At 73.4% G+C, this 20,858-nt stretch carries 15 protein-coding genes and 1 riboswitch; of the genes, 1 reads left to right on the top strand and 14 read right to left on the bottom strand.

The window, feature by feature from the left end; translation table 11 throughout:
- Nucleotides 1-62: 62 nt before the first annotated feature.
- The 13 genes from ACSMX9_RS18255 to ACSMX9_RS18195 form a co-directional block, all read right to left on the bottom strand.
- Nucleotides 63-1,523 (bottom strand): DUF2079 domain-containing protein, encoded by a 1,461-nt coding sequence (locus tag ACSMX9_RS18255; RefSeq protein WP_445395218.1) that lies wholly within the window; start codon nt 1,521-1,523, stop codon nt 63-65.
- Nucleotides 1,524-2,009: 486 nt separating this feature from the next.
- A complete protein-coding gene (locus ACSMX9_RS18250; RefSeq protein WP_445395216.1) occupies nt 2,010-2,951 on the bottom strand; it encodes a Ppx/GppA phosphatase family protein in 942 nt (313 codons plus the stop codon).
- Nucleotides 2,948-3,535 carry a DUF501 domain-containing protein gene (locus ACSMX9_RS18245; protein ID WP_445395214.1) on the bottom strand — a complete coding sequence of 196 codons (588 nt, stop codon included), beginning with the start codon at nt 3,533-3,535 and terminating at the stop codon, nt 2,948-2,950. Before ACSMX9_RS18245 ends, ACSMX9_RS18250 begins: the two co-directional genes overlap by 4 nt.
- Before the next feature lie 73 nt (nt 3,536-3,608).
- Nucleotides 3,609-4,124: an FtsB family cell division protein gene (locus tag ACSMX9_RS18240; RefSeq protein WP_445395212.1), complete on the bottom strand. Its 516-nt coding sequence runs from the start codon at nt 4,122-4,124 to the stop codon at nt 3,609-3,611.
- A 139-nt stretch (nt 4,125-4,263) separates the two neighbouring features.
- Nucleotides 4,264-5,544 (bottom strand): phosphopyruvate hydratase, encoded by a 1,281-nt coding sequence (gene eno / locus ACSMX9_RS18235; protein WP_351242973.1) that lies wholly within the window; start codon nt 5,542-5,544, stop codon nt 4,264-4,266.
- 416 nt (nt 5,545-5,960) lie between these two features.
- Complete coding sequence (locus ACSMX9_RS18230; protein WP_366117303.1) at nt 5,961-6,719, bottom strand: LysM peptidoglycan-binding domain-containing protein; 759 nt, start codon at nt 6,717-6,719, stop codon at nt 5,961-5,963.
- A gap of 3 nt (nt 6,720-6,722) precedes the next feature.
- A riboswitch (cyclic di-AMP (ydaO/yuaA leader) is annotated at nt 6,723-6,911 on the bottom strand.
- Nucleotides 6,912-7,086: 175 nt separating this feature from the next.
- Nucleotides 7,087-8,229 carry a transglycosylase family protein gene (locus ACSMX9_RS18225; RefSeq protein WP_445395210.1) on the bottom strand — a complete coding sequence of 381 codons (1,143 nt, stop codon included), beginning with the start codon at nt 8,227-8,229 and terminating at the stop codon, nt 7,087-7,089.
- A 346-nt stretch (nt 8,230-8,575) separates the two neighbouring features.
- Nucleotides 8,576-9,835 carry a cytochrome P450 family protein gene (locus ACSMX9_RS18220; protein ID WP_445395208.1) on the bottom strand — a complete coding sequence of 420 codons (1,260 nt, stop codon included), beginning with the start codon at nt 9,833-9,835 and terminating at the stop codon, nt 8,576-8,578.
- A gap of 1 nt (nt 9,836) precedes the next feature.
- Nucleotides 9,837-10,829 carry a nucleoside triphosphate pyrophosphohydrolase gene (locus ACSMX9_RS18215; protein WP_445395206.1) on the bottom strand — a complete coding sequence of 331 codons (993 nt, stop codon included), beginning with the start codon at nt 10,827-10,829 and terminating at the stop codon, nt 9,837-9,839.
- Between the two features lie 52 nt (nt 10,830-10,881).
- Nucleotides 10,882-11,556 (bottom strand): SurA N-terminal domain-containing protein, encoded by a 675-nt coding sequence (locus ACSMX9_RS18210; RefSeq protein ID WP_445395204.1) that lies wholly within the window; start codon nt 11,554-11,556, stop codon nt 10,882-10,884.
- 201 nt (nt 11,557-11,757) lie between these two features.
- Entirely contained in the window at nt 11,758-13,338 is a 1,581-nt protein-coding gene (locus ACSMX9_RS18205) for a protein kinase domain-containing protein (protein WP_445395202.1), read from the bottom strand.
- Complete coding sequence (locus tag ACSMX9_RS18200; RefSeq protein ID WP_445395200.1) at nt 13,335-13,982, bottom strand: hypothetical protein; 648 nt, start codon at nt 13,980-13,982, stop codon at nt 13,335-13,337. The genes ACSMX9_RS18205 and ACSMX9_RS18200 overlap by 4 nt, the downstream gene beginning before the upstream one ends.
- Nucleotides 13,983-14,180: 198 nt before the next feature.
- Nucleotides 14,181-16,367, bottom strand: a complete 2,187-nt coding sequence (locus tag ACSMX9_RS18195; protein ID WP_445395198.1) for an N-6 DNA methylase — start codon at nt 16,365-16,367, stop codon at nt 14,181-14,183.
- A gap of 194 nt (nt 16,368-16,561) precedes the next feature.
- Between ACSMX9_RS18195 and ACSMX9_RS18190 the strand changes: the two genes are divergently transcribed.
- Entirely contained in the window at nt 16,562-17,035 is a 474-nt protein-coding gene (locus ACSMX9_RS18190) for a hypothetical protein (protein ID WP_445395196.1), read from the top strand.
- 162 nt (nt 17,036-17,197) lie between these two features.
- On the opposite strand, the gene mfd is transcribed toward ACSMX9_RS18190, so the two are convergent.
- The gene (gene mfd / locus ACSMX9_RS18185) at nt 17,198-20,755 is read right to left on the bottom strand and encodes a transcription-repair coupling factor (protein ID WP_445395194.1); all 3,558 of its coding nucleotides are present in this window, start codon (nt 20,753-20,755) and stop codon (nt 17,198-17,200) included.
- Between the last annotated feature and the right edge of the window lie 103 nt (nt 20,756-20,858).

The following is a 20,858-nucleotide window of genomic DNA, read 5'->3' as shown; positions in this document are numbered from 1 at the left end:
CGGGTTCGGAGTCCTTCCGAGCGGCGCGGAAGCCCTCTTCCGGGGGCGGGAACGCGGGGCGTTCAGTGCCGGCGGGCGTCCTGCTCCCGGAGCACCACGTAGTGGCGGTCCCGGAAGACCGTGGTGTACGAGGCCCCCGGGTGCGCCCGTTCCGCGTAGCCGACGTAGTCGCCGTCCGACGCCGGGTTCCATCCCCCCAGGTCGACGACGACGTACTCGGGCAGCAGGGGGGCCGCGGCACCCACCCACAGCACCCGGGCGTGGTCCACCAGGTGCGACAGGATGCCGCCGCTGGTCTCCACGGTCGCCCCGGCGGGCACCCGGGCGACCACCTGGGCCGCCGATGCGGCACGGTCCGAGGCGCGGTAGGTGTCCGGGGAGGCGAGCTGGGCGATCGGGAACCGGCCGCACAGGGTGAGGGCCACCGCGAGGACCGCCGGCACGGTGCCCGCCGCGTAGCCCCTGAGCCAGGGGCGCGGGGACTGTCGCAGGCGGGCGACCCCGTCCAGGAGGGCGACGAAGAGCAGGGGCATGAGGACCGCGTCGTAGTGCCAGTCGGTGCTCCAGTAGTGGGGTTCCCCGGAGAGGAACCGCCAGCCCAGGGTGGGCACGACGAGGAGGACCAGGCGGGAGCGGAAGGCCACGAAGGCGGTGATGCCGAACAGCAGGAGCAGGGTGGTCAGTTTGGCTTCGGTGCCGTCGAGGAAGAGGCCGGCCAGGTTCCCCGGGCCCAGCGAGGAGCCCTCGTCCATCTTGCGCCAGTACTCGTACTTCCCGCCGTTGTTCACCGCCGGTATCAGGACCAGCACGATGACGGCGCACCCCGCGAGCCCCGCGACGAGCAGCACCGCCCCCGCCCGGCGCCCCCCTTCGACCAGCACGTACAGGCCGGCCACGGCCACCGTCAGCCCGAGGTCCTCCTTGACCAGGAGCAGCGGCAACAGCCACCGGGCGGCCGCCCACCAGCGGCGCAGCAGGAGTTGCTCCCCCGCGAACGCCAACAGCGGGACGGCGAAGCATATTTCGTGGAAGTCGAAGTAGACCGCGCTCTGGACGCCCCAGGACAAGGCGTAGGCGCAGCCCAGCATCATTCCCTTCGTCCGGTCGGTGGCGCGGATCGCGGCGCGGGTGATCGGCACCACGGAGAGCGCGAACAGCGCGGCCTGGGCGGTCAGCAGGGTGATGGCGCTGGGAAAGATTTTGTACAGCGGCGCGAGCAGCACCAGGATCGGGCTGAAGTGGTCCCCGAGAATGTTGAATCCGACGCCCTTGATGTCGGACACCGGGGCTTCCAGGGCCGCGTACGACCGGACGACCTGGACGAATATCCCGAGGTCCCAGGAGCCGCTCTCCACTTGGACGAAGCGGCGGATCGAGAGGGTGGCGTAGGCCAGGAAGGCCACCGCGGCCAGGAGCCACAGCGCCCTCGGCGCGTGCAGGAAGCCGGGGACGCGGACTCTGCGGCGTCGCTGTTCTGCGGGGATCGCGGTCGGGGGTGCAGGGGCTTCCTGGTGCTGTGTCATCCGACGGTCTCCGCGACGCTCTTCAGTGTTCGCCTCCTGTCCGGAACCGGCCCGCCGTCCCGGTCGGGACCGGCGTCGTCACCGTGGAGCGGACCCCGATGTCCTGGGCCCCCGTTACCGATGGCGGCTGCTCATCGACGTCCTGGCCGGGATTCGTCTTTCGCCGCCGAACGAGTGCGCAGCAATAGTACCCGTCGTACGAATCGCCTCAAGATGGGGATTCGATCTTCACGGGAAAGGAAATTCGGCAAGCCCGGAGTCGGCCATTCCAGATATGTCGGGGGCCGGCCCCGCAGGCACCGGCCGCTCGACGGGAAACGCCCTCGCGGACCGGATGCACATAAACGTGTCAACAAGGCGAGCGGGCAAGGAACCTGAGGGAAATTCCCCGGGAATGCGGCGAGAGGAGCCCCTTCCGGGTTCGCGTCGTGGGAGCCGCTCGCCGCTGCCGTCTCGAAGTCGTCCGCGCCCGCGACCTGTAGGCGATCAGGCCAAGGACCAGGCGATGCCGTCGAGGATGTCGTGCTCGCTGACGACGACCTCGTCCGCGCCGACGCGTTCCATGATCGCCAGCAGCACCAGGGCGCCCGGTCCGATGACGTCCACGCGGCCCGGGTGCAGCACCGGGATGGCCGCGCGCTCGGCGTGGGTGGCGGTGAGCAGGCGCTCGGTGATCTCGCGGACCCGGGCGTAGGGGACGCGGGCGTGGTGGATCGCGGTGGAGTCGTACTCCGGCAGGTCCAGGGCGATGCCGGCGACCGTGGTCACCGAACCGGCGAGGCCGACCAGGGTGCGGGCCTCGCGCAGCGGCACGGACCGCTCCGCGAGGTCGAGGGCCGCCTCGACGTCCGCGCGGATCGCGGCCACCTGCGCCGGGGTCGGCGGATCGGTGACGGTGCCCTCGTGGACGAGGTGGCGTTCGGTCATGCGGACGCAGCCGACGTCCACCGAGCGGGCGGCGCGCACCCGGTCCTCGCCGACGACGAACTCCGTGGAGCCGCCGCCGATGTCCACCACCAGGTACGGACCCGGCAGGTCGCTGCGTCCGGTCAGGCCGCCGGTGGCGCCGACGAAGGAGAACTCCGCCTCCTGGTCACCGGTGATCACCTCCGGGTCCACGCCGAGGATCCCGCGCACCCCGCGCACGAACTCCTCGCGGTTCTCGGCGTCCCGGCTGGCCGAGGTCGCGACGAAGCGCAGGTGCCGCGCGCCGTGCTCCTCGATGACGGCCGCGTACTCACGACAGGCGGCGAAGGTGCGTTCCAGGGCCTCGGGGGCGAGCCGACCGGTGCGGTCCACGTCCTGGCCGAGGCGGACGATGGTCATCCGGCGGTCGAGGTCGGTGAGGGCGCCCGTCACCGGGTCCACGTCCGCCACCAGCAGCCGGATGGAGTTGGTGCCGCAGTCGATCGCGGCGACCCGGGTCATCGGTCGTCCCCGGCGTCCGCGGGACCGGTGAGGCCGCCGCCGTTGGCCCCGGCGTCGAAGGCGCCCTCGACCGCGGGCATCACGCACGGGCCCTTGCGCCACCACTCGGGCAGCAGGGCCAGCGCCTCGTCGCCGAGGGGGTTCACCCCGGGCCCGGACACCAGCGAGTGGGCCACCAGGACGTGCAGGCACTTCACGCGGTCGGGCATGCCCCCGGCGCTGGGGAAGCCGGTCAACTCCTCGATCTCGTCGCGTCGCCGGAGGTAGTCCTCGTGCGCGGCCCGGTAGCCGGCGGCCAGTTCGGGGTCGGTGCCCAGGCGTTCGGTCATCTCCTTCATCAGACCGCTGGCCTCCAGCGTGCCGATCGCCGAGTTGGCGCGCGGGCACGTCAGGTAGTAGAGCGTCGGGAAGGGGGCCCCGTCCGGCAGCCTCGGAGCCGTCTCCACGACGTCCGGCAGGCCGCAGGGGCAGCGGTGCGCGATGGCGCGCAGGCCCCGCGGGGGGCGTCCGAGCTGCTCCCGGAAGGCCGAGACGTCGGCTTCGGTCGGCTCGGTGCGCGGGGTGGTCGGCGGAGCGGTTTCCATGCCTGGGGCTGTGTCTTTCGGTTTCGGGCACGGCCCGGGGGTTCCCGGGCCGTCGAGGGGTGCGGACGGACGGTCAGGGGGACGGGGCCGGGGACTCCCGCGTCGCTCGGCCCGTGCCCTCCGGCCGGTCCGCCCGGTCGAGGCCGCCCCACAGGGTGGCGTACCAGGCGCGGTCGGCCGAGCCGCGGTCGGCGCGCGGATCCTGCGCGGACCGCGGGTCCACGATGGTGTAGCCGATCTCACCGGGGAGCACGTAGTGCAGCCGCTCCCTGATCCGCTGCTCGGCGTAGGCGTCGTCCTGCCAGCGGGCCTTGGCGTCCCGGAGCTGTTCGACGCGGGCGCGGGCGTCCTCGCGGTCCTGGAGCTGGTCGGCGATCTCGGCCCGCTGGGAGACGTACTGGCGCAGCGGGAGGGCGAGGGCGACGGCCAGGGTGCACACCACCAGCGTCAGCAGGGCGGCCCGGCCGGTGAGGCGGGAGCGGCGCGCCTGACGGCGGGTCTGGGAGCGGTAGACCCGGGCGGCGGTCTGCTCGCCGAGCACCCGCAGCCTGGTCGCGGTCGAGAACCGGTCCCGGTCCTTGACGGCCATCTCTCGGCCTCCCCGTCACTCCCGTGATGTGCGTACGTCCCCGCACACGGTACGGGACCGGGTGCGGGGACGTACGCAGCCACCCTCGCCGGTTCCCGGTCGGGGGCCCGGACGGGGGTGGCCGCGCGGCTCGTGCCGATCAGCCCTTGAAGCGGGGGAAGGCGCTGCGGCCGGCGTACACGGCGGCGTCGTCGAGGATCTCCTCGATGCGCAGCAGCTGGTTGTACTTGGCGACGCGCTCGGAGCGGGCCGGGGCGCCGGTCTTGATCTGGCCGCAGTTGGTGGCGACGGCGAGGTCGGCGATGGTGACGTCCTCGGTCTCGCCGGAGCGGTGGCTCATCATGCACTTGAAGCCGCTGCGCTGGGCGAGCTCCACGGCGTCCAGGGTCTCGGTGAGCGAACCGATCTGGTTGACCTTGACGAGCAGGGCGTTCGCGGAGTTCTCCTCGATGCCGCGGGCCAGGCGCTCGGGGTTGGTGACGAACAGGTCGTCGCCGACGAGCTGGACCTTGTCGCCGAGGCGGCTGGTGATCTCGTTCCAGCCGGCCCAGTCGTCCTCGAACAGCGGGTCCTCGATGGAGACCAGCGGGTACGCGTCGACGAGCTCCGCGTAGTAGTCGGTCATCTCGGCGGCGGTGCGCTCCTTGCCCTCGAAGACGTACACGCCGTCCTTGTAGAACTCGGAGGCGGCCACGTCGAGGGCGAGGGCGACCTGCTGGCCGGGGGTGTAACCGGCCTCCTTGATCGCTTCGAGGATCAGGTCGAGGGCCTCGCGGTTGGAGCCGAGGTTGGGGGCGAAGCCGCCCTCGTCGCCGAGGCCGGTGTTCAGGCCCTTGGCCTTCAGCACCTTCTTCAGGGTGTGGTAGACCTCGGTGCCCCAGCGCAGGGCCTCGGAGAAGGACTCGGCGCCGATCGGCGCGATCATGAACTCCTGGATGTCCACGTTGGAGTCGGCGTGCGAGCCGCCGTTCAGGATGTTCATCATCGGCACCGGCAGCAGGTGCGCGTTGGGGCCGCCCAGGTAGCGGAACAGCGGCAGGTCGCTGGCCTCGGAGGCGGCGTGCGCGACGGCGAGGGAGACGCCGAGGATGGCGTTGGCGCCGAGCGAGGACTTGTCCGGGGTGGCGTCCAGGTCGAACATCGCCTGGTCGATCAGGCGCTGCTCGGTGGCGTCGTAGCCGACGAGCTCCGGACCGATCTGCTCGATGACCGCGAGGACGGCCTTCTCGACGCCCTTGCCGCCGTAGCGGTTGGCGTCGCCGTCCCGCAGTTCGAGGGCCTCGAAGGCGCCCGTGGAGGCGCCGGACGGAACGGCGGCACGGCCGGTGCTGCCGTCGTCGAGGCCGACCTCGACCTCGACCGTGGGATTGCCTCGGGAGTCCAGGATTTCCCGGGCTACGACGACGTCGATGGACGGCACGAGCATCTCCTTCTGGGATGTGACGCGAGTATGCGGGGCCGGTGGTCCCGCCGCCCCTGAGCCTAACGGCCCCGGGGAGGTCGGCCACTCGGCCGCCCGCCCTGTGGACAAACGGAAACCAAATTGTTCCGTCCGCAAACAAATGGGTGCCCGGGGCTTCACTTGAGCCCCGGGCGTGTCGGATTTCCGGGGGCTCCCGGACACACCTCCGCCCCGGCGCGGGGATCGTGCACCGGGGCGGACTGACCCGAGGGGACGGGTCCCGGTCGGGCCGGGGCGCGGCTCGACCGGGGGGTGCGGCTCGCGGCCGGGGCGGGCCGGAGCCTGGGGTGGTCCGAACGACCGGGGCGTGCCCGGCGCCCGGCGCGCGCACCGATGGGGCGGCGCGGCGGCGGGAGCGGGTCCCCGGCGCGGGGTCAGGAGAGGTGGAGCTGCTGACCCGGGTAGATGAAGTCGGCGTCGTCGATGATGTCGTCGTTCAGCTCGAACAGCCGCTGCCAGCCGCCCTTGACGCCCTCGGCCTCGGCGATGGCGCTCAGGCTGTCGCCCTGGACGACCTTGTACTCGCCGTCGCCCTTCTGCACCTTCTTGCCGGTCGGGGTCTGGACCGTCTTGGCCGGAGCGGCGGGCTTCGCCTGCTGGGCCGGCTGCGCGGGCTGGGCCGCCGGGGCGCGGTCCTGGGTGCGGGCGGCGCGCTGCTCGGTCTGCTGCTTGGGGGCGGCCTGCTGCTGCGGCGCGGTCTGCTGCGGCTGGGGCTTGGGGGCGGCCTGCTGCTGGGGCACGGCGGCGCCGCCGCCGTAGGGGGCGTTGGACAGGCCGACGCCGCAGCTCGGCCAGGCGCCCTTGCCCTGACCCGCGAGGACCTTCTCGGCTATCTCGATCTGCTGCGCCTTGGAGGCCAGGTTGGCGGTGGGCGCGTACTTGGTGCCGCCGAAGGCGGCCCAGGTGGAGGCGGAGAACTGGAGGCCGCCGTAGTAACCGTTGCCGGTGTTGATGGACCAGTTGCCGCCCGACTCGCACTGGGCGACGCGGTCCCACTCGGCGGCGGTGGCGGCCGACGCGCTGGTCGCCGTCATCAGCGGGGCGGCCACGGCCGCACCGGTCACACCCGCGACGGTGACGATTCGGGTGGCCTTGCCGGGCTTGCGGTGCTTGCCCTTGCCGGAGAACAGCATGAGTCATCCCCTCACCGACGCCTACGAGGTGAGCTGTCGGGTTCGGGCCGAGTGAGTGCCCGGCCGCGCCTGACGCGCGGCTCCACCCCTAGCCGTCCGGTGGCCCGTCGGGAGTCCCGTTTCGACTCCCGAGGCCGGCCCGTTCGGCGCTTACCTTGGTTCCCCCGCTCCTGCCAACGGCGCTTCACGCGACGACTGGTCCCGAGCCACCGTCGGCAGGATTCGGCGTGACGGCGATCGGTGTCCGCATCAGCGAACGGCACTGACCGTATGCATGGGCGGGGGTGAAACTCAAAGCCATGGACGTCCGATGAGACCCATGTCTCACTTCCACCCCACGCGCCAAATTAGGACATTAGGTGTCGAACTACTGCTTCTTCTCGGGCTTTTCGGGCGCCAGGTCGAGGCTCTGACCGGGCACGATGTGGTGCGGGTCGCCCCCCACGGTGTCCTTGTTGCCGTCGTAGAGCGCGGCCCAACCCCCTTCGACGCCCTGGGAGTCGGCGATGGCCGACAGGTTGTCACCGGACTTGACGGTGTACGAGGCGTCCAGCGCCTCCCGTTCCGTGCTGCGGGAGGCGTGCTTGCCGATGCTCTCCTCGCTCCGGGAGGCGGTGGCCTCCTCGGTCGCCGCCTCGCCCCGGTGGCGGCCGGTGCCGGCCTCGGCTTCGGCCTCCGCCGTGCCCGCTTCGGTGGCGCCGGTGGCGCCGGTGGTGCCGGACGGTTCGGTCGAGGGCGTCGCACCCGGCTCGCCGGACTCGGTTCCGGTGCCCTCGCCCGGGGTCTGACCGGGACTCTCCGTACCGGGCGAGGACGGAGCGGTCGGATCGGTCGACGGCGAGGAGCCGGGGGTCTCGGAGGAGCCCTCGTCCGGCGAGGACGACGGGGACGACGGGGAGTCGGAGGGCGAGGCCGGCGACGAGGGGGTGGTGCCCGAGGAGCTCGGCACCTCCGAGGGGTCGGTGGTGGGCGCCTTGGACGCACCGGACTCGTTCTCCGGCTTCGGCCGGTCGGCGGTGGAGAGGGAGGCGTCCGTCTTGCCCGAGGTCACTCCGGCCGACACCCCGTCGGAGACGCTGCCGCTCTTCTTGCCGGGCTGCACCGGACCGCCCGGGTCCACTTCGGCCGCCGGGCCGCCCTTGTCGAGCCCCACGGCCGCGCTGCAACCCGGCCATGCGGCGGGTCCCTGCGCGGCGAGGATGCGCTCGCCGACCGCGATCTGCTGGGAGCGGCTGGCCTGGTCGGGGCTGACCGCGTAGGAGAGGCCGCCGTGCTTCTCCCAGGCCTCCTGGCCGATCTGGAGCCCACCGTAGAAACCGTTGCCGTCGTTGGCGCTCCAGGCACCGCCGCTCTCGCACTCCGCCAGCCGGTCCCAGGTCGCGGCCTCCGCCGCGCTCGCGCCCGTGGCGCCCAGCAGCGGCAGGGCGATCGCGGAGCTGGTGACCCCTGCCGCGACGACCAGAGCGGGGGCCTGACGGGGGCGTCGATGACGACCGTTCCCGGAGAGCATGCGGTGGCCTTTCGTGCGACAACGGGGACCGACCCGCGGCGGTTGGAGGCCGCCGAAGTCGTCGTGAACGTAACCGGAGTCGAACGCTTGTCACAAGTTAATGCAGCACAGATCACGCGAACATCACGGATGTGATGTCACATCAACACCACTCGTCACGGAACTCGCCCCCCTCCCCTATCTGGGGGATGACCCGACCCACCGGCCACCGGGCGCCAACTTCCCTGGTCAACAAGCGGGTTGACACGTAGGCGAGGCGGTTGGCGCCGTTCCCGACCGTTATGCACCCGGTGCGGAACACCGACGGATACCCACCGGAGTGCACCCCGTCGGGCGGAATGCCGCCTCAGCGCGGGGTGAACCGGACCGGCAACGTCCGTAGCCCGCGCATGATCAGACCCCCGCGCCAGCGCAGTTCCTCCGGAGCCGCGGCCAGTTCGAGGTCCGGCAACCGGCGTAGCAGGGTGGCCAGCGCGGTCTGCCCCTCCAGACGGGCCAACGGAGCGCCCAGGCAGTAGTGGATGCCGTGGCCGTAGCCCAGGTGCGGATTGTCGCGGCGGGTCAGGTCGAGGTGGTCGGGGCGGTCGAAGCGGGCCGGGTCGCGATCGGCCGCGGCCAGCACCACCAGCACCGGGTCCCCCCGCTCGACGTCCTGCCCGCCCAGCCGCAGCGGCTCGGTGGCGAACCGCCAGGTGGCCATCTCCACGGGGCCGTCGTAGCGCAGCAGTTCCTCCACCGCAGTGGTCAACAGCCCGGTGCTCCCGGCGGTCCCGTCGTTCAGCGACCCTTGCAGCAGCGCGCGCTGTTCGGGGTGGGTGAGCAGGGCGAACGTGCCGTTGCCGATCAGGTTGACGGTCGTTTCGAACCCCGCGAACAGGAGGATGAACGCCATCGCCGCGGCCTCGCCCTCGGTGAGGTGCTCGCCGTGGTCGGACGCCCGGATCAGCCCCGAGATCAGGTCCTCGCCCGGGTCGGCCCGCTTGCGGTGGATCAGGTCCACCAGGTAGCCGCGCATCTTCTTCACGCTGCGCGCGACCCCGCCCCGCGGGCCCCCGCCGTGCCGGATCATCATCCCGGCCCAGTCGCGGAAGTCGTCCTGGTCCTCGGCGGGCACCCCCAGCAGATCGCAAATGGCGTAGATGGGCAGCGGGAAGGCGAACTCGTGGATGAGGTCGGCCTCGCCGCGGGCGGCGAAGTCGTCGATGAAGCGGTCCGTCAACTGCTGTACCCGGGGTGCGAACGCGGCCACCCGGCGCGGGGTGAACGCCTTGGAGACCAGGCGCCGCAACCTGGTGTGGTCGGGCGGGTCGATGTTGAGCAGGTGGGTCATCAACTCGGCCTTGCGCTCGCCGGGGATGCCGGTCCGACCCCTGGCGTGCTCCGGCTCGTCGTGGTGCTCCGGGTTCTTGCTGAGCCGACCGTCCGCGAGGGCGCGGCGGGCGTCGGCGTAGCGGGTGACCAACCACGCCTCCACCCCGCTCGGCAGTCGGGTGCGGTGCACCGGGGCGTGCTCCCGCAGCCAGGCGTACGCCGGGTACGGATCGGTCGCGAACTCCCAGCTGAACAGGGCGGGCCCGGTCGGCGCGCCCCCGGACGTCCCGGTCACCTCAGGCGCCCTCGGCGGCGCGGATCGCGTCCCGGTAGCTGCGGGCTGCGGCCCGCAGCGCGGTCTCCGGGTCGACGCCCTCGTCCTGGGCGCGGACGGCCAGCGCCAGCAGCGCGTAGCCGAGGCCCTCACCGGTGGGCACGGGGACCTCCAGGCCCGCGGAGCCGACCCGGGCGGCGAGCTTGCCGACGAGGGCGAGGGCGGGCTGGGCCAGCGGAACGCCGTCGGTGACGGAGGTGCGCCGGTGCTTCTCCTCGGCCTTGGTGCTCAGCCAGAGCGCCTGGACCTCCTCGGGGGTGGTCGCGGTGGCGTCGCCGAAGAGGTGCGGATGGCGGTGGACCAGTTTGGTGACGAGCCCGGCGGCCACGTCGTCGATGGAGAACGGCCGTTCCGCGTCGTCCTGGGCGATGCGGGCGTGGAAGACCACCTGGAGGAGGACGTCGCCGAGTTCCTCGCGCAGCTCGTCCCGGTCGTCGGTCTCGATGGCCTCGACGAGTTCGTACGCCTCCTCGACGGCGTGCCGGGCCAGGCCGCGGTGGGTGCGCAGGGACGACCAGGGGCAGTCCAGCCGGATGCGGTCCATGACCTGCACGACGTCCAGCAGCCGGGCGCCGGGGAGGTCGTAGGAGGCGGGCAGCAACTCCAGCTCCGGCATGACGGTGCGGCCGGAGCCGGCGAGGCGGGCCAGTCCGTCGGTGAGCCGGGGCTCCCCCTCGTCCCGGGCGAGGACGGCCACCGTGCGGCCGGCCGCCGCGTCGACCAGGTCCCGGGCGTCGGGCTCGACGGCCTCCACCGTCACCCCCGCCTCCCGTAGATAGGGGAGCTGGGGGTGGTCGGGGTCCGCGCAGAGCACGCGGTCGGCGGTGCGCAGTACCTGCCAGGCGGGCCAGGACAGCAGTCCGGGCGCCACCCGGTGGCTGGTGGTGACCAGGACGACGCGGCCCGGCGCGCCGCCGGGTCCGCGCTGATCGGCGTCGGTGTCGTTCTCCCTCACCCGACGAACCTAGCCCACCGCGCGGTGCCCCGCCGGTGCGGGGCGGGCGGCGTCAGAGGACGGTGGCCCCGGGGTCCGGCTCGCTCACCGCGCGCACCCACGGAGTGGGCGCGTCCACCCGGCCGATGCGGCCGTTCTCGGCGACGCCCCAGGTGCCGTAGCGGGGGTTGAGGCGGACACCGAGCGCGTCGGAGGCGTTCCCGAGCGCCTTCCAGAAGGTCCGCTGGCCGGCCGGGGTGTTCGTGTCCGCGCCCAGCGCCTCGGCGAGCTTCTGTGCGCTGACCTCCGTGCGCAGGCTGGCGTCGAGTTGGCTCGGGGGCACGTTGTACTGCTGGAGCCAGGCGGCCTGGAGCCCCTCCTCGCCGCCGGCATCGAGGGCCAACTCCTTGCGCAGCTGCTGGACGTCCTTGCGGGTCACGCCGACCCCGGCGTCGTGCGCGGCCCGGGCCAGCACCCGGTCCAGCACCATGGTGTGCAGGGTGGTGCGGGTCAGTTCGCCGGAGCCCGCGAGGACCTGCGCGTACTGGGCGTCGTCCTCGATCGCCGTGCGCTGGGCGGCGCGCACCGCGTTGACCCTGCCCTCCAGCTGTTCGACGGTGATCCGCTGCTCGCCGACGACGGCCGCCGCGCCCGGCCGTGCGTCGTTGCCGCAGGCGGTGAGCAGGGGGGTCGCCGCGAGCAGGGCGGCGGCGGAGAGGGTGACTGCGGTGCGACGGCGGCGGTGCAAAGGAGCCTCCCGGCGGCGAGATTGTGCTTCGGTGCACAAAGTCCAGCGGTGATCGATGGTAGGCAGTGGCCGGTGGTTCGGCCACTGGTTCGGCAGACCTGATTCCGCCGAAGTGGCGGCCGGCCCCGATGCACCAACGAGCCGCCGACGGCCGGGGTACGCGTGTCACCCGGTGCGCGCCGCGTGGGCGGCGGCGGCCGGTCAGCCCCTGACCTGGCCCAACCACTGGAGGGTGCGCTGGACCTCCACCGGGATCGGGTGGCCGGGTCCGTGCCGTCCGGTGGCGTCGTGCAGCAGCCGCACCAGGGTGTCGTGGGCCGCGGTCCGGTCGCCGAGGGCGAGCAGCAGGTGCCCGATGCGGCGCCGGATCTCGAACGGCAGGTCCGGGTCGGCGGCGGTGTAGGGGTTCTGGGCGTACGGGTTGTCGTGGTGCTCGAAGTGCGGCAGCAGGGCGCGGTACTCGGCGAGCGCGGCGGCGGGTTCGCCGAGTTGCTCCAGGCAGTGCGCGGCGTCGTAGCGGAAGCGCAGGGCCTGGGGGTCGGCGGGGCCGGCCTCGGCGGCCCGGTCCTCGGCGAGGCGGTGCAGTTCGGGCAGGGCGCGCCGGTACTGGCCGTCGTCCATGAGGGTGGCCGCGTACTGCTTGCGCAGGGTGCGCACCACGGGGGACCGTTCGCCGTGCTGGGCGGCGGCCGCGGGCAGGATCGCGCCGAGGATGTCGACGGCCTGGGTGATCCGGCCCTCGCCGAGCAGGCGTTTGACCTCGTCGACGGCCACCGCCACGTCGGGGCGGCCGGGGCCGGTGGTGCCCGCGCTCGGTGCGGCGACGGGCGGGGCGGGGGCCGCGGGGCGGGGCGCGGGGGTGACCGCGCGGTCGGGCCAGGGGGCGTGCGGGCGCAGGAAGGGGCGGGTGGGGTCGAGGGGCGCGCTGGTCGGGGCGCCGCGCTGTGGGAGCAGCGGCAGCAGGTGCTCGTACACCTCCTGGGCGCTGGCCGGGCGGTGCTGGGGGTCCTTGGAGAGCAGGCGGAGCACCAGGGACTCCAGGGCCTCGGGGACCTCGGGGCGGCGTCGGCGGACCGGGAGCGGTGGTTCGTAGAGGTGGCGGTGGAGCACGCCGAGCGCGGTGGAGCCGGCGAAGGGCACGTCACCGCTGAGGAGTTCGTGCAGCAGCACCCCGAGCGCGTACAGGTCGGTGTAGGGGCCGACGGCGCCGCCCATGGCCTGCTCGGGCGCCATGTAGGCGGGGCTGCCGATGGGGGAACCGGTGTGGGTGAGGCGGGTGGTGTCGGAGTCCATGACGGAGGCGACGCCGAGGTCGAGCACGGTGACGGTGCCGTCCTGGCGGACCATCACGTTGCGGGGCTTGAGGTCGCGGTGGACTATCGGCACGGCGTGCACGGCGGAGAGCACCGCGCACAGTTGGGCGGCGACGGCGACCGCCCAGGGCCAGGGGTAGGGGTCGTGTTCGGCGAGGTGGTCGGAGAGGTCGGCGCCGTCGACGTACTGCATCACGAGGTAGAGGTCGTCGTCCTCGCTGCCGGCGTCGTGCACGGTGACCAGCCCCGGGTGGTCGACCTGGGCGGTGATGCGGCACTCGCGCACGAAGCGGCGGCGCAGTTCCTCGGTCTCGGCGCTGCCGGGGCCGGTGACCCGGTCGGGTCGGAGCAGCTTGACCGCGACCCGGCGGTCGAGACGCTGGTCGTAGGCGGTCCAGACCTGACCCATGCCGCCCTGGCCGATGAGGGTGGAGAGCGCGTAGCGGTCGGCGACGACGCGTCCGGTCACCAGGCGTCCCCTCCGCGGTTGCGCGGGTCGCCGCGGTCGGGTTCCTGGCGGCGCAGGTAGTCGCTGAGCTCGTCGAGTTCGGCGCGGACCTGGTCGATGCGGCCGGGCGCGGGGGGCGGCACCGGCGGCGGGCTCGGGGAGTGCGCCGGGGGCACGGTCACCGGGCCGGGGCCCGGGTACGGGGGTACGGGGGCCGCCGGGTGGGTGACGGAGTGCGGGGCGGCCGGGGGGCCGGGGTGCGCGGTCGGGGGGTAGCCGTAGCCGGCCATCGGGGCCGCGGGCGGCACCGCGGCGGGCCACGGGCCGGGGACCGTCCGGAAGTGGCGGATGTCGGCGTACAGGAAGTAGCCGGCGCAGGCGAGGCTCGACAGCAGCAGGACGGCCAGGCCGGTGTTGCCGTGCCAGGTGTCGAGGTTCTCCGTCCGGTCCGCGGCGACCATGGCGAACCCCACGAGGAGCACCGCGAGCGCGAGGGAGAAGTACTGCCAGTCGCGCCGGGAGCGGGTGACGACGGCGACCCTTAGCAGGGCCGTCCAGCCGAGCAGGCCGCAACTGCCCACGGCCAGCGTCACGAACAGCACCCGGAGCGCGATGAGCGACCCGTTCGCCGGCCGCGGGGGCTGCTGCGGTGGGGTGCCGTACATGGCTCTCCTGTCGGGCCGGGCCGCCGGGCGGCGCCGTGGGGTCCTGCGGATGCGGTGCGGGTCCGAGCGTATAGGCCGTATCCGGCGGCGGATCCGCCGATGTCGGGAACCCGAACTCCGTCCCGTGGCGAAACGTTACGGTTCACGGGGGTTCGACCGGACGCCCGGGGGGCTGCACCCCCGGACGCCGGTCCGGTTTCAGCTCCGCCGGCCGGCCGGGGCGCCGTCCCCGCCGGGTAGGGCGTCCGGGGGGACCGTTCCGTCGGTGAGGCCGTCGTGCATGCCGCGCACCAGGCGTTCGCCGAGCGCCCCGGCCAGGCGCAGCGCGTCCTCGAAGGCGGCCAGCGCCCGGAACCGGTCGCCGTAGCGGCGCTGCTGGTCCAGCGGGATGCGGGGCACCTGCATCCGGCGCACGTCGAGCCGGGTGGCCGTGGAGGCGTAGCTGCTGGCCTGGCGGTTGTTGGCGGTGCCGCGCAGGAAGCCGGCGAGGAACCAGGGGTCGAGGGCGGTCGGGTCGGGGCGCAGCAGGGTCAGGTTGCGGCCGAGGGCGGCGCCGGTGGCGTCCTCGGCGACGACCCGGGCGACCGCGCCGCCGCCGAGGACGGGCACCACCACGTCGCCGGCTTCGGTGAGCACGGCGTCCTCGGGGAGTTCGCCCGCGGGCAGTTCGGCGGAGGGGGCGGCGCCGGCGAGCACGTCGTGGTCGGTGAGGACGGGGGTGCGACCGCCGCCGGGGTCCCGGTCCGGCGGGGTGGTGCCGGTGGTGGTCGGCGGGGCGTGGACGGTCGCGGTGCGCAGCACCACCGCGCCGGCGCGGGCGAGTTCGCCGATCGTGGTCAGCGGCCAGCGGACCCCGGGGTCCGCCTCGGACGGCGGCGGGGGCGGGGCGAGCTCCGCGGTGAGTTTCAGGGTGTCGCCGAGGCGGCGGTGGACGGCGGCGAGTTCGGCGGCCCCGCCGCCCGCGGCCGGCGGCGGCAGGTGGCGGGCGGGGGCCAGGTCCACGTCGTCGTCGAGGAGTTCGACGACGGGGACGGAGCGGCTGAGCCCCGGCCGGTCCTCGGCGGTGCCGGTGCGGTCGTAGGGGCGCCAGGCGTCGAGGACGGCGTCCCGCACGGTCGACCAGCCGGGCCGGGCGCGGCCGTCGAGGGCGTCCCCGGCGGCGTCGACGAGCAGGACGTCGGGGTGGGCGGGGGGGTGGCCGACGACGGGGCGGCGCAGCACCCACAGGTGGAGGGGGATGTTGTAGGGCGGGGCCGAGCCGGCGGGCAGGGCGATGACGGCCCGCAGCGCCCCGCGGCGGAGCAGGTCGGCGCGGATGCGGCGGCCGGAGCGGCGGGAGGCGGCGGCCGGCGGCATCAGCAGCACGGCGGTGCCGCCGTCGCGCAGATGGGCGACGGAGTGCTGCACCCAGGCCAGTTCGGACTCGGTCCGGGCCGGGAAGCCGTACTCCCAGCGCGGGTCGTAGGCGAGTTCGTCGTGTCCCCAGTTGCGTTCGTTGAACGGCGGGTGGCACAGGACGGCGTCGACCCGCAGGCCGGGGAAGGCGTCGGCGCGCAGGGTGTCGCCGGCCCGGGCGTGCACGTCGGCCCCGTCGTGCAGCGCGAGCCGCAGGGCGGTGAGCGCCGCGAGGTCGGGGACGGCCTCCTGGGCGTACCGGGCGTGGCGGCCTCCGGGGGTGCGGGCGGCGCGCAGCAGGGCGCCGGTGCCGCAGGCGGGGTCGAGGACGGTGCGGGCCTCGCCGGCGAGTTCCGCCATGAGTTCGGCGGGTCCGGTGGGGGTGAGCGTGTACTGCCGCGGGTTGGCGTCGAGGTGACGACCGAGCAGGAACTCGAAGGTCTGGCGGGCGCCGTGTTCGGCGGCGAGGTCGGCGACCCCCCGCAGCAGCGGTACGGAGGGGGCGAGGTCCTCGGCGGTGGGCGGGGTGACGGCGGCGTCGGAGGCCGCGGGCTGTGAACCGGAGCCCGGCCGCCCGGAGGCGTCGGGGGTGTGGGTTCCGAAGCGGCTGACGATGACCTTCGCCAGGGCCTCGGGGAGGAGTTCCGTCATCCGGCGGTCGGAGGCGGCGGCGATTTCCAGCCAGTCAGTGGGGCGGTCGCGCACCAGCAGCAGGGCACAGCCCGCGTGGACGAGTGCGGTGACGGGACCGGCGGGATGCCCGGCGAGCTGCTGCCAGACCCGTTCCCGGGGCGGCACCTCGGCGAGCTTGCCCTGCCGGCGCAGCCACTCCTCGACGTGGGCCAGGGCGAAGGAGGGGCTGGTCTCGGTGCCGCCCACCGGTCGGGGGAAGTCGGAGTGGCGGCGGCGCCAGTTGCTGACGGCGGCCCGGCCCACCCCCGCGAGTCGCGCGATCCCGGCGGCGGTGACCTCCGTGGCGTTGTCGGGCACCCGCCGACCTCCCTCATCCCCGTGCTCCATGTGACACCGAGCATACCTAGCCACCTGCAACCCATCCATTCACGCCGTGAACTTCCAGTTCACAAGAACTCATGTTGACTCGGTTCACAGCATCTGTTGTCATTGACTCACTGAACGAATGGCACCTCGGTTCGGGGGCCTTCACATGTGGGAGGGGACCCTTCATGGGCATCAGGAAGACGCTCGCCATCGGCCTCATCGTCGGCATCGCCGCGGTCGGAGCGGTGGGGTGCACCCCCGAGGAGGAGGGCACGGGCGCCAAGAAGGACAGCTCCGCCGCGGCGAGTACCGGGGAGAAGGACTCGGCGGGCGGCGGGGAGGCCAAGGAGAAGGGCGAGGCCGCGGCGAAGGGCTCGCAGGCCGACCGCTTCAAGGCGTTCGTGAACGAGAACGGCACGCCCAAGGAGAAGGACGCCGTCTCCCACGTCACCAAGGTCCAGGGCGCCGACGACATCAACGACATCCTCAGCACCGCCGACGTCTACACCGACTACACCGGCGGCATCATGGGCAGCGGCAGCGGCCCCGCCAAGCTGCTGGCCTCCGCCTTCGCCGAGTGGAAGAAGACCGAGGACGGCGGCGGCCTGGTCACCGTCTACGACGCCGACGGCGAACTGATCGGGAACGGGAACTTCTGATCCGCCGCCGTGCCGTGAGCGGCGACGAACCGACCTGGGAAGCCTCCCCCGCCGGTGCGCGCACCGCCCCTCGGCGGTGAGGGGCGGGAACGGGGAAGCCGCGCGGGCCGCCACCGGTCGTCCGGTGGCGGCCCGCGCGGCTTCCCCGACCGGGCGCTCCCGTCAGGACCCCAGGATCGACGCCAGGAACTCGCCCGTCCACGCCAACAGCTCGCGGCCCGTCAACGGCTTGCCGCCGACCTTCGCCGTCTTGGGGCGGGGCACCAGCAGCTGACCGCTCGCCGCCTTGATGACCGAGCCCGGGTACAGCCGCTTCAGCCGCAGTTCCTGGGACTCCCGCAACTCCACCGAGGCGAACCGGATGTTGGTGCCCTGGAGCACGACCTCGCCGACCCCGCAGGCCCGGGCCAGCATCCGCAACCCGGCCACCAGCAGCAGGTTCTCCACCGGCTCCGGCAGCTTGCCGTAGCGGTCGGTCAACTCCTCCCGGACGGCCGCGACATCGGCCTCCGTGTTCGCCGAGGCGATCGACCGGTACGCCTGGAGCCGCAGCCGCTCCCCGGGGGCGTAGTCGTGCGGGACGTGCGCGTCCACCGGAAGCTCGATCTTGACCTCCAGCGGCGGCTCCTCCTCCACCCCGCCCTCCAGCGACGCCCGGTAGTCCGCCACCGCCTCGCCGACCATCCGCACGTACAGGTCGAAGCCGACGCCCGCGATGTGGCCGGACTGCTCGCCGCCCAGGAGGTTGCCCGCGCCGCGGATCTCCAGGTCCTTCATCGCCACGTACATGCCCGCGCCCATCTCGGTGTGCTGCGCGATCGTCGCCAGCCGCTCGTGCGCGGTCTCGGTGAGCGGCTTCTCCGGCGGGTACAGGAAGTAGGCGTAGCCGCGCTCGCGGCCCCGGCCCACCCGGCCGCGCAGCTGGTGCAGCTGCGACAGGCCGAAGTTGTCGCCGCGCTCCACGATCAGGGTGTTCGCGTTGGAGATGTCGATCCCGGACTCCACGATCGTCGTGGACACCAACACGTCGTACTTCTTCTCCCAGAAGTCGACGACCACCTGCTCCAGCGTCTGCTCCGACATCTGGCCGTGCGCGGTCGCGATCCGCGCCTCCGGCACGATCGCCCGCAGCCGGGCCGCCGCCCGGTCGATGGACTCCACCCGGTTGTGGATGTAGAAGACCTGGCCCTCGCGCAGCAGCTCGCGCCGGATCGCCGCGCCGATCTGCCGCTCCTCGTACGGGCCGACGAAGGTCAGCACCGGGTGCCGCTCCTCCGGCGGAGTGGTGATCGTCGACATCTCGCGGATGCCGGTCACCGCCATCTCCAGGGTGCGCGGGATCGGCGTCGCGGACATCGTCAGCACGTCGACGTTGGCCCGCAGCTTCTTCAGCTGCTCCTTGTGCTCGACGCCGAACCGCTGCTCCTCGTCGACGATGACCAGGCCCAGGTCCTTGAACCTGGTCTCCGAGGCGAACAGCCGGTGGGTACCGATCACCACGTCCACCGAACCGTCGCGCAACCCCTCCAGCGTCGCCTTGGACTCCGTGTCGGTCTGGAAGCGGCTGAGCGCGCGCACGTTCACCGGGAACTGCGCGTACCGCTCGCTGAAGGTCCCGAAGTGCTGCTGCACCAACAGCGTGGTCGGCACCAGCACCGCCACCTGCTTGCCGTCCTGCACCGCCTTGAACGCGGCGCGCACCGCGATCTCCGTCTTGCCGTACCCCACGTCGCCGCAGACCAGCCGGTCCATCGGGACCGTCTTCTCCATGTCCTCCTTGACCTCGGCGATGGTGGTCAGCTGGTCCGGGGTCTCCGCGTACGGGAACGCGTCCTCCAGCTCCCGCTGCCAGGGGGTGTCCGGGCCGAAGCCGTGCCCCGGGGCCGCCATCCGCGCGCTGTACAGCTTGATCAGGTCCGCGGCGATCTCCTTGACCGCCTTCTTGGCGCGGGCCTTCGTCTTCGTCCAGTCGGCGCCGCCGAGCCGGTGCAGGGTGGGCGCCTCACCGCCGACGTACTTGGTGATCTGCTCCAGTTGGTCGGTCGGGATGTACAGCCGGTCGCCGGGCTGGCCCCGCTTGGCGGGCGCGTACTCCACCACCAGGTACTCGCGGGTGGCGCCCTGCACGGTGCGCTGCACCATCTCGATGTAGCGGCCCACGCCGTGCTGCTCGTGGACGATGTAGTCGCCGGCCTCCAGGGTCAGCGGGTCGATGGACTTGCGGCGCCGGGCCGGCATCCGCTGCCCGTCCTTGCCCGCCGAACGCTGCCCCGACAGGTCCGTCTCGGTGAGGACGGCCAGCTTGAGGTGCGGGTCGACGAAGCCGTACTCGATCGAGCCGCGCGCCACGTGCACCACGGACGGCGCCAGTGCGGCCCCGCCGTCCGGGGTCCGGTCGAGGGAGGAGAGCCGGGCCGGAATGCCCTCGCCGCCGAGCACCTCCACCGTGCGGGCCGCCGGACCGTGCGCCTCGGTGACGTACACCGTGCGCCAGCCCTCGGCCAGCCAGCCCTTGGTGTCGGCCAGCGCCCGGGCGGTGTCGCCGCGGTAGGTCTCCGGGGCGTGCATCCCCAGCTTCAGGGTGTCCGCCTCGGCCAGGGACGCGGTCTCGTCCGCCGCGAACGGGGACACCGACCACCACATCAGGCCCAGCTCGCGGGCCCGTTCCCGCACCTCGGAGATGGACCGCAGGGAGGCAGCGCCGACGTCGATCGGCGCCTCGCCGCCGCCCGCGCTCGCCGCCCAGGACGCCTGGAGGAACTCCTGCGAGGTCGCCACCAGGTCCACCGCGCGGGTCCGCACCCGTTCCGGGTCGCACACCACCGCCATGCTGCCCGCCGGCAGCACGTCCAACAGGAGTTCCATGTCGTCGACCAGGACCGGGGCCAGGGACTCCATGCCCTCCACCGCGATCCCCTCGGCGATCTTGCCCAGGAGTTCGCCCAGCTCGGGGTGGGCCTCGGCGAGGGCCGCGGCCCGACCCCGCACCTGCTCCGTCAGCAGCAGCTCACGGCACGGCGGCGCCCACAGACCGTGCTCGGCGATCTCCAGGGAGCGCTGGTCGGCGACCTTGAAGTACCGGATCTCCTCGATGTCGTCGCCCCAGAACTCCACCCGCAGGGGGTGCTCCTCGGTGGGCGGGAAGACGTCCAGGATGCCGCCGCGCACGGCGAACTCGCCGCGCTTCTCGACCAGTTCGACCCGGGTGTAGGCAGCGGCGGCCAGGGCTTCGACCGTCACCCCGAGCTCCGCCTGCTGCCCGGTGCGCAGGGCCACCGGTTCCAGGTCGCCGAGCCCCTTGACCTGCGGCTGGAGCACCGACCGGATCGGGGCGACGACGACCGAGACCGGCCCCGCCTCCGGGTCGTCGGGGCTGGGGTGGGCGAGTCGGCGCAGGACCGCGAGCCGGCGGCCCATGGTGTCCGAGCGGGGCGAGAGCCGTTCGTGGGGCAGCGTCTCCCAGGACGGGTACTCGACGACGCCGTCCGCGGGCAGCAGGGAACGCAGGGCGGCCGCCAGGTCCTCCGCCTCGCGCCCGGTGGCCGTCACCGCGAGGACCGGACGGTCCGCGCTCCGGGCCAGGGCCGCCACCGCGAAGGGGCGGGCCGCCGCCGGGCCCACCAGGTCGACGTGGGGGCGGCGGGCTTCGCGGGCCGCCTGTACCGCTTCGATCAGGGCCGGGTCCTCGGCCACGGCGTCCAGCAGAGCGTGCAGGCTCATGAAGGGGGTTTCCGTCCCGGTGCTTCGACAACACGAACGCCCCGGTTCGGGGAACCGGGGGTCTCCCAGCGTACGCCGTCGGGCGCCGGAGGCGCGGTCGCTG

Source organism: Streptomyces sp. LE64, assembly GCF_052606915.1.
The sequence above is the reverse complement of the archived record's forward strand: the minus strand, read 5'-3'. Positions and strand labels throughout refer to the sequence as shown.

What these genes read in the sequence shown, in the direction of transcription:
- ACSMX9_RS18190 (WP_445395196.1), top strand. Translation starts at nt 16,562, where the DNA reads ATGGGCATCAGGAAGACGCTCGCCATCGGCCTCATCGTCGGCATCGCC.
- ACSMX9_RS18230 (WP_366117303.1), bottom strand. Translation starts at nt 6,719, where the DNA reads ATGCTGTTCTCCGGCAAGGGCAAGCACCGCAAGCCCGGCAAGGCCACC.
- ACSMX9_RS18200 (WP_445395200.1), bottom strand. Translation starts at nt 13,982, where the DNA reads ATGTACGGCACCCCACCGCAGCAGCCCCCGCGGCCGGCGAACGGGTCG.
- ACSMX9_RS18255 (WP_445395218.1), bottom strand. Translation starts at nt 1,523, where the DNA reads ATGACACAGCACCAGGAAGCCCCTGCACCCCCGACCGCGATCCCCGCA.
- ACSMX9_RS18245 (WP_445395214.1), bottom strand. Translation starts at nt 3,535, where the DNA reads ATGGAAACCGCTCCGCCGACCACCCCGCGCACCGAGCCGACCGAAGCC.
- mfd (WP_445395194.1), bottom strand. Translation starts at nt 20,755, where the DNA reads ATGAGCCTGCACGCTCTGCTGGACGCCGTGGCCGAGGACCCGGCCCTG.
- ACSMX9_RS18225 (WP_445395210.1), bottom strand. Translation starts at nt 8,229, where the DNA reads ATGCTCTCCGGGAACGGTCGTCATCGACGCCCCCGTCAGGCCCCCGCT.
- ACSMX9_RS18240 (WP_445395212.1), bottom strand. Translation starts at nt 4,124, where the DNA reads ATGGCCGTCAAGGACCGGGACCGGTTCTCGACCGCGACCAGGCTGCGG.
- ACSMX9_RS18250 (WP_445395216.1), bottom strand. Translation starts at nt 2,951, where the DNA reads ATGACCCGGGTCGCCGCGATCGACTGCGGCACCAACTCCATCCGGCTG.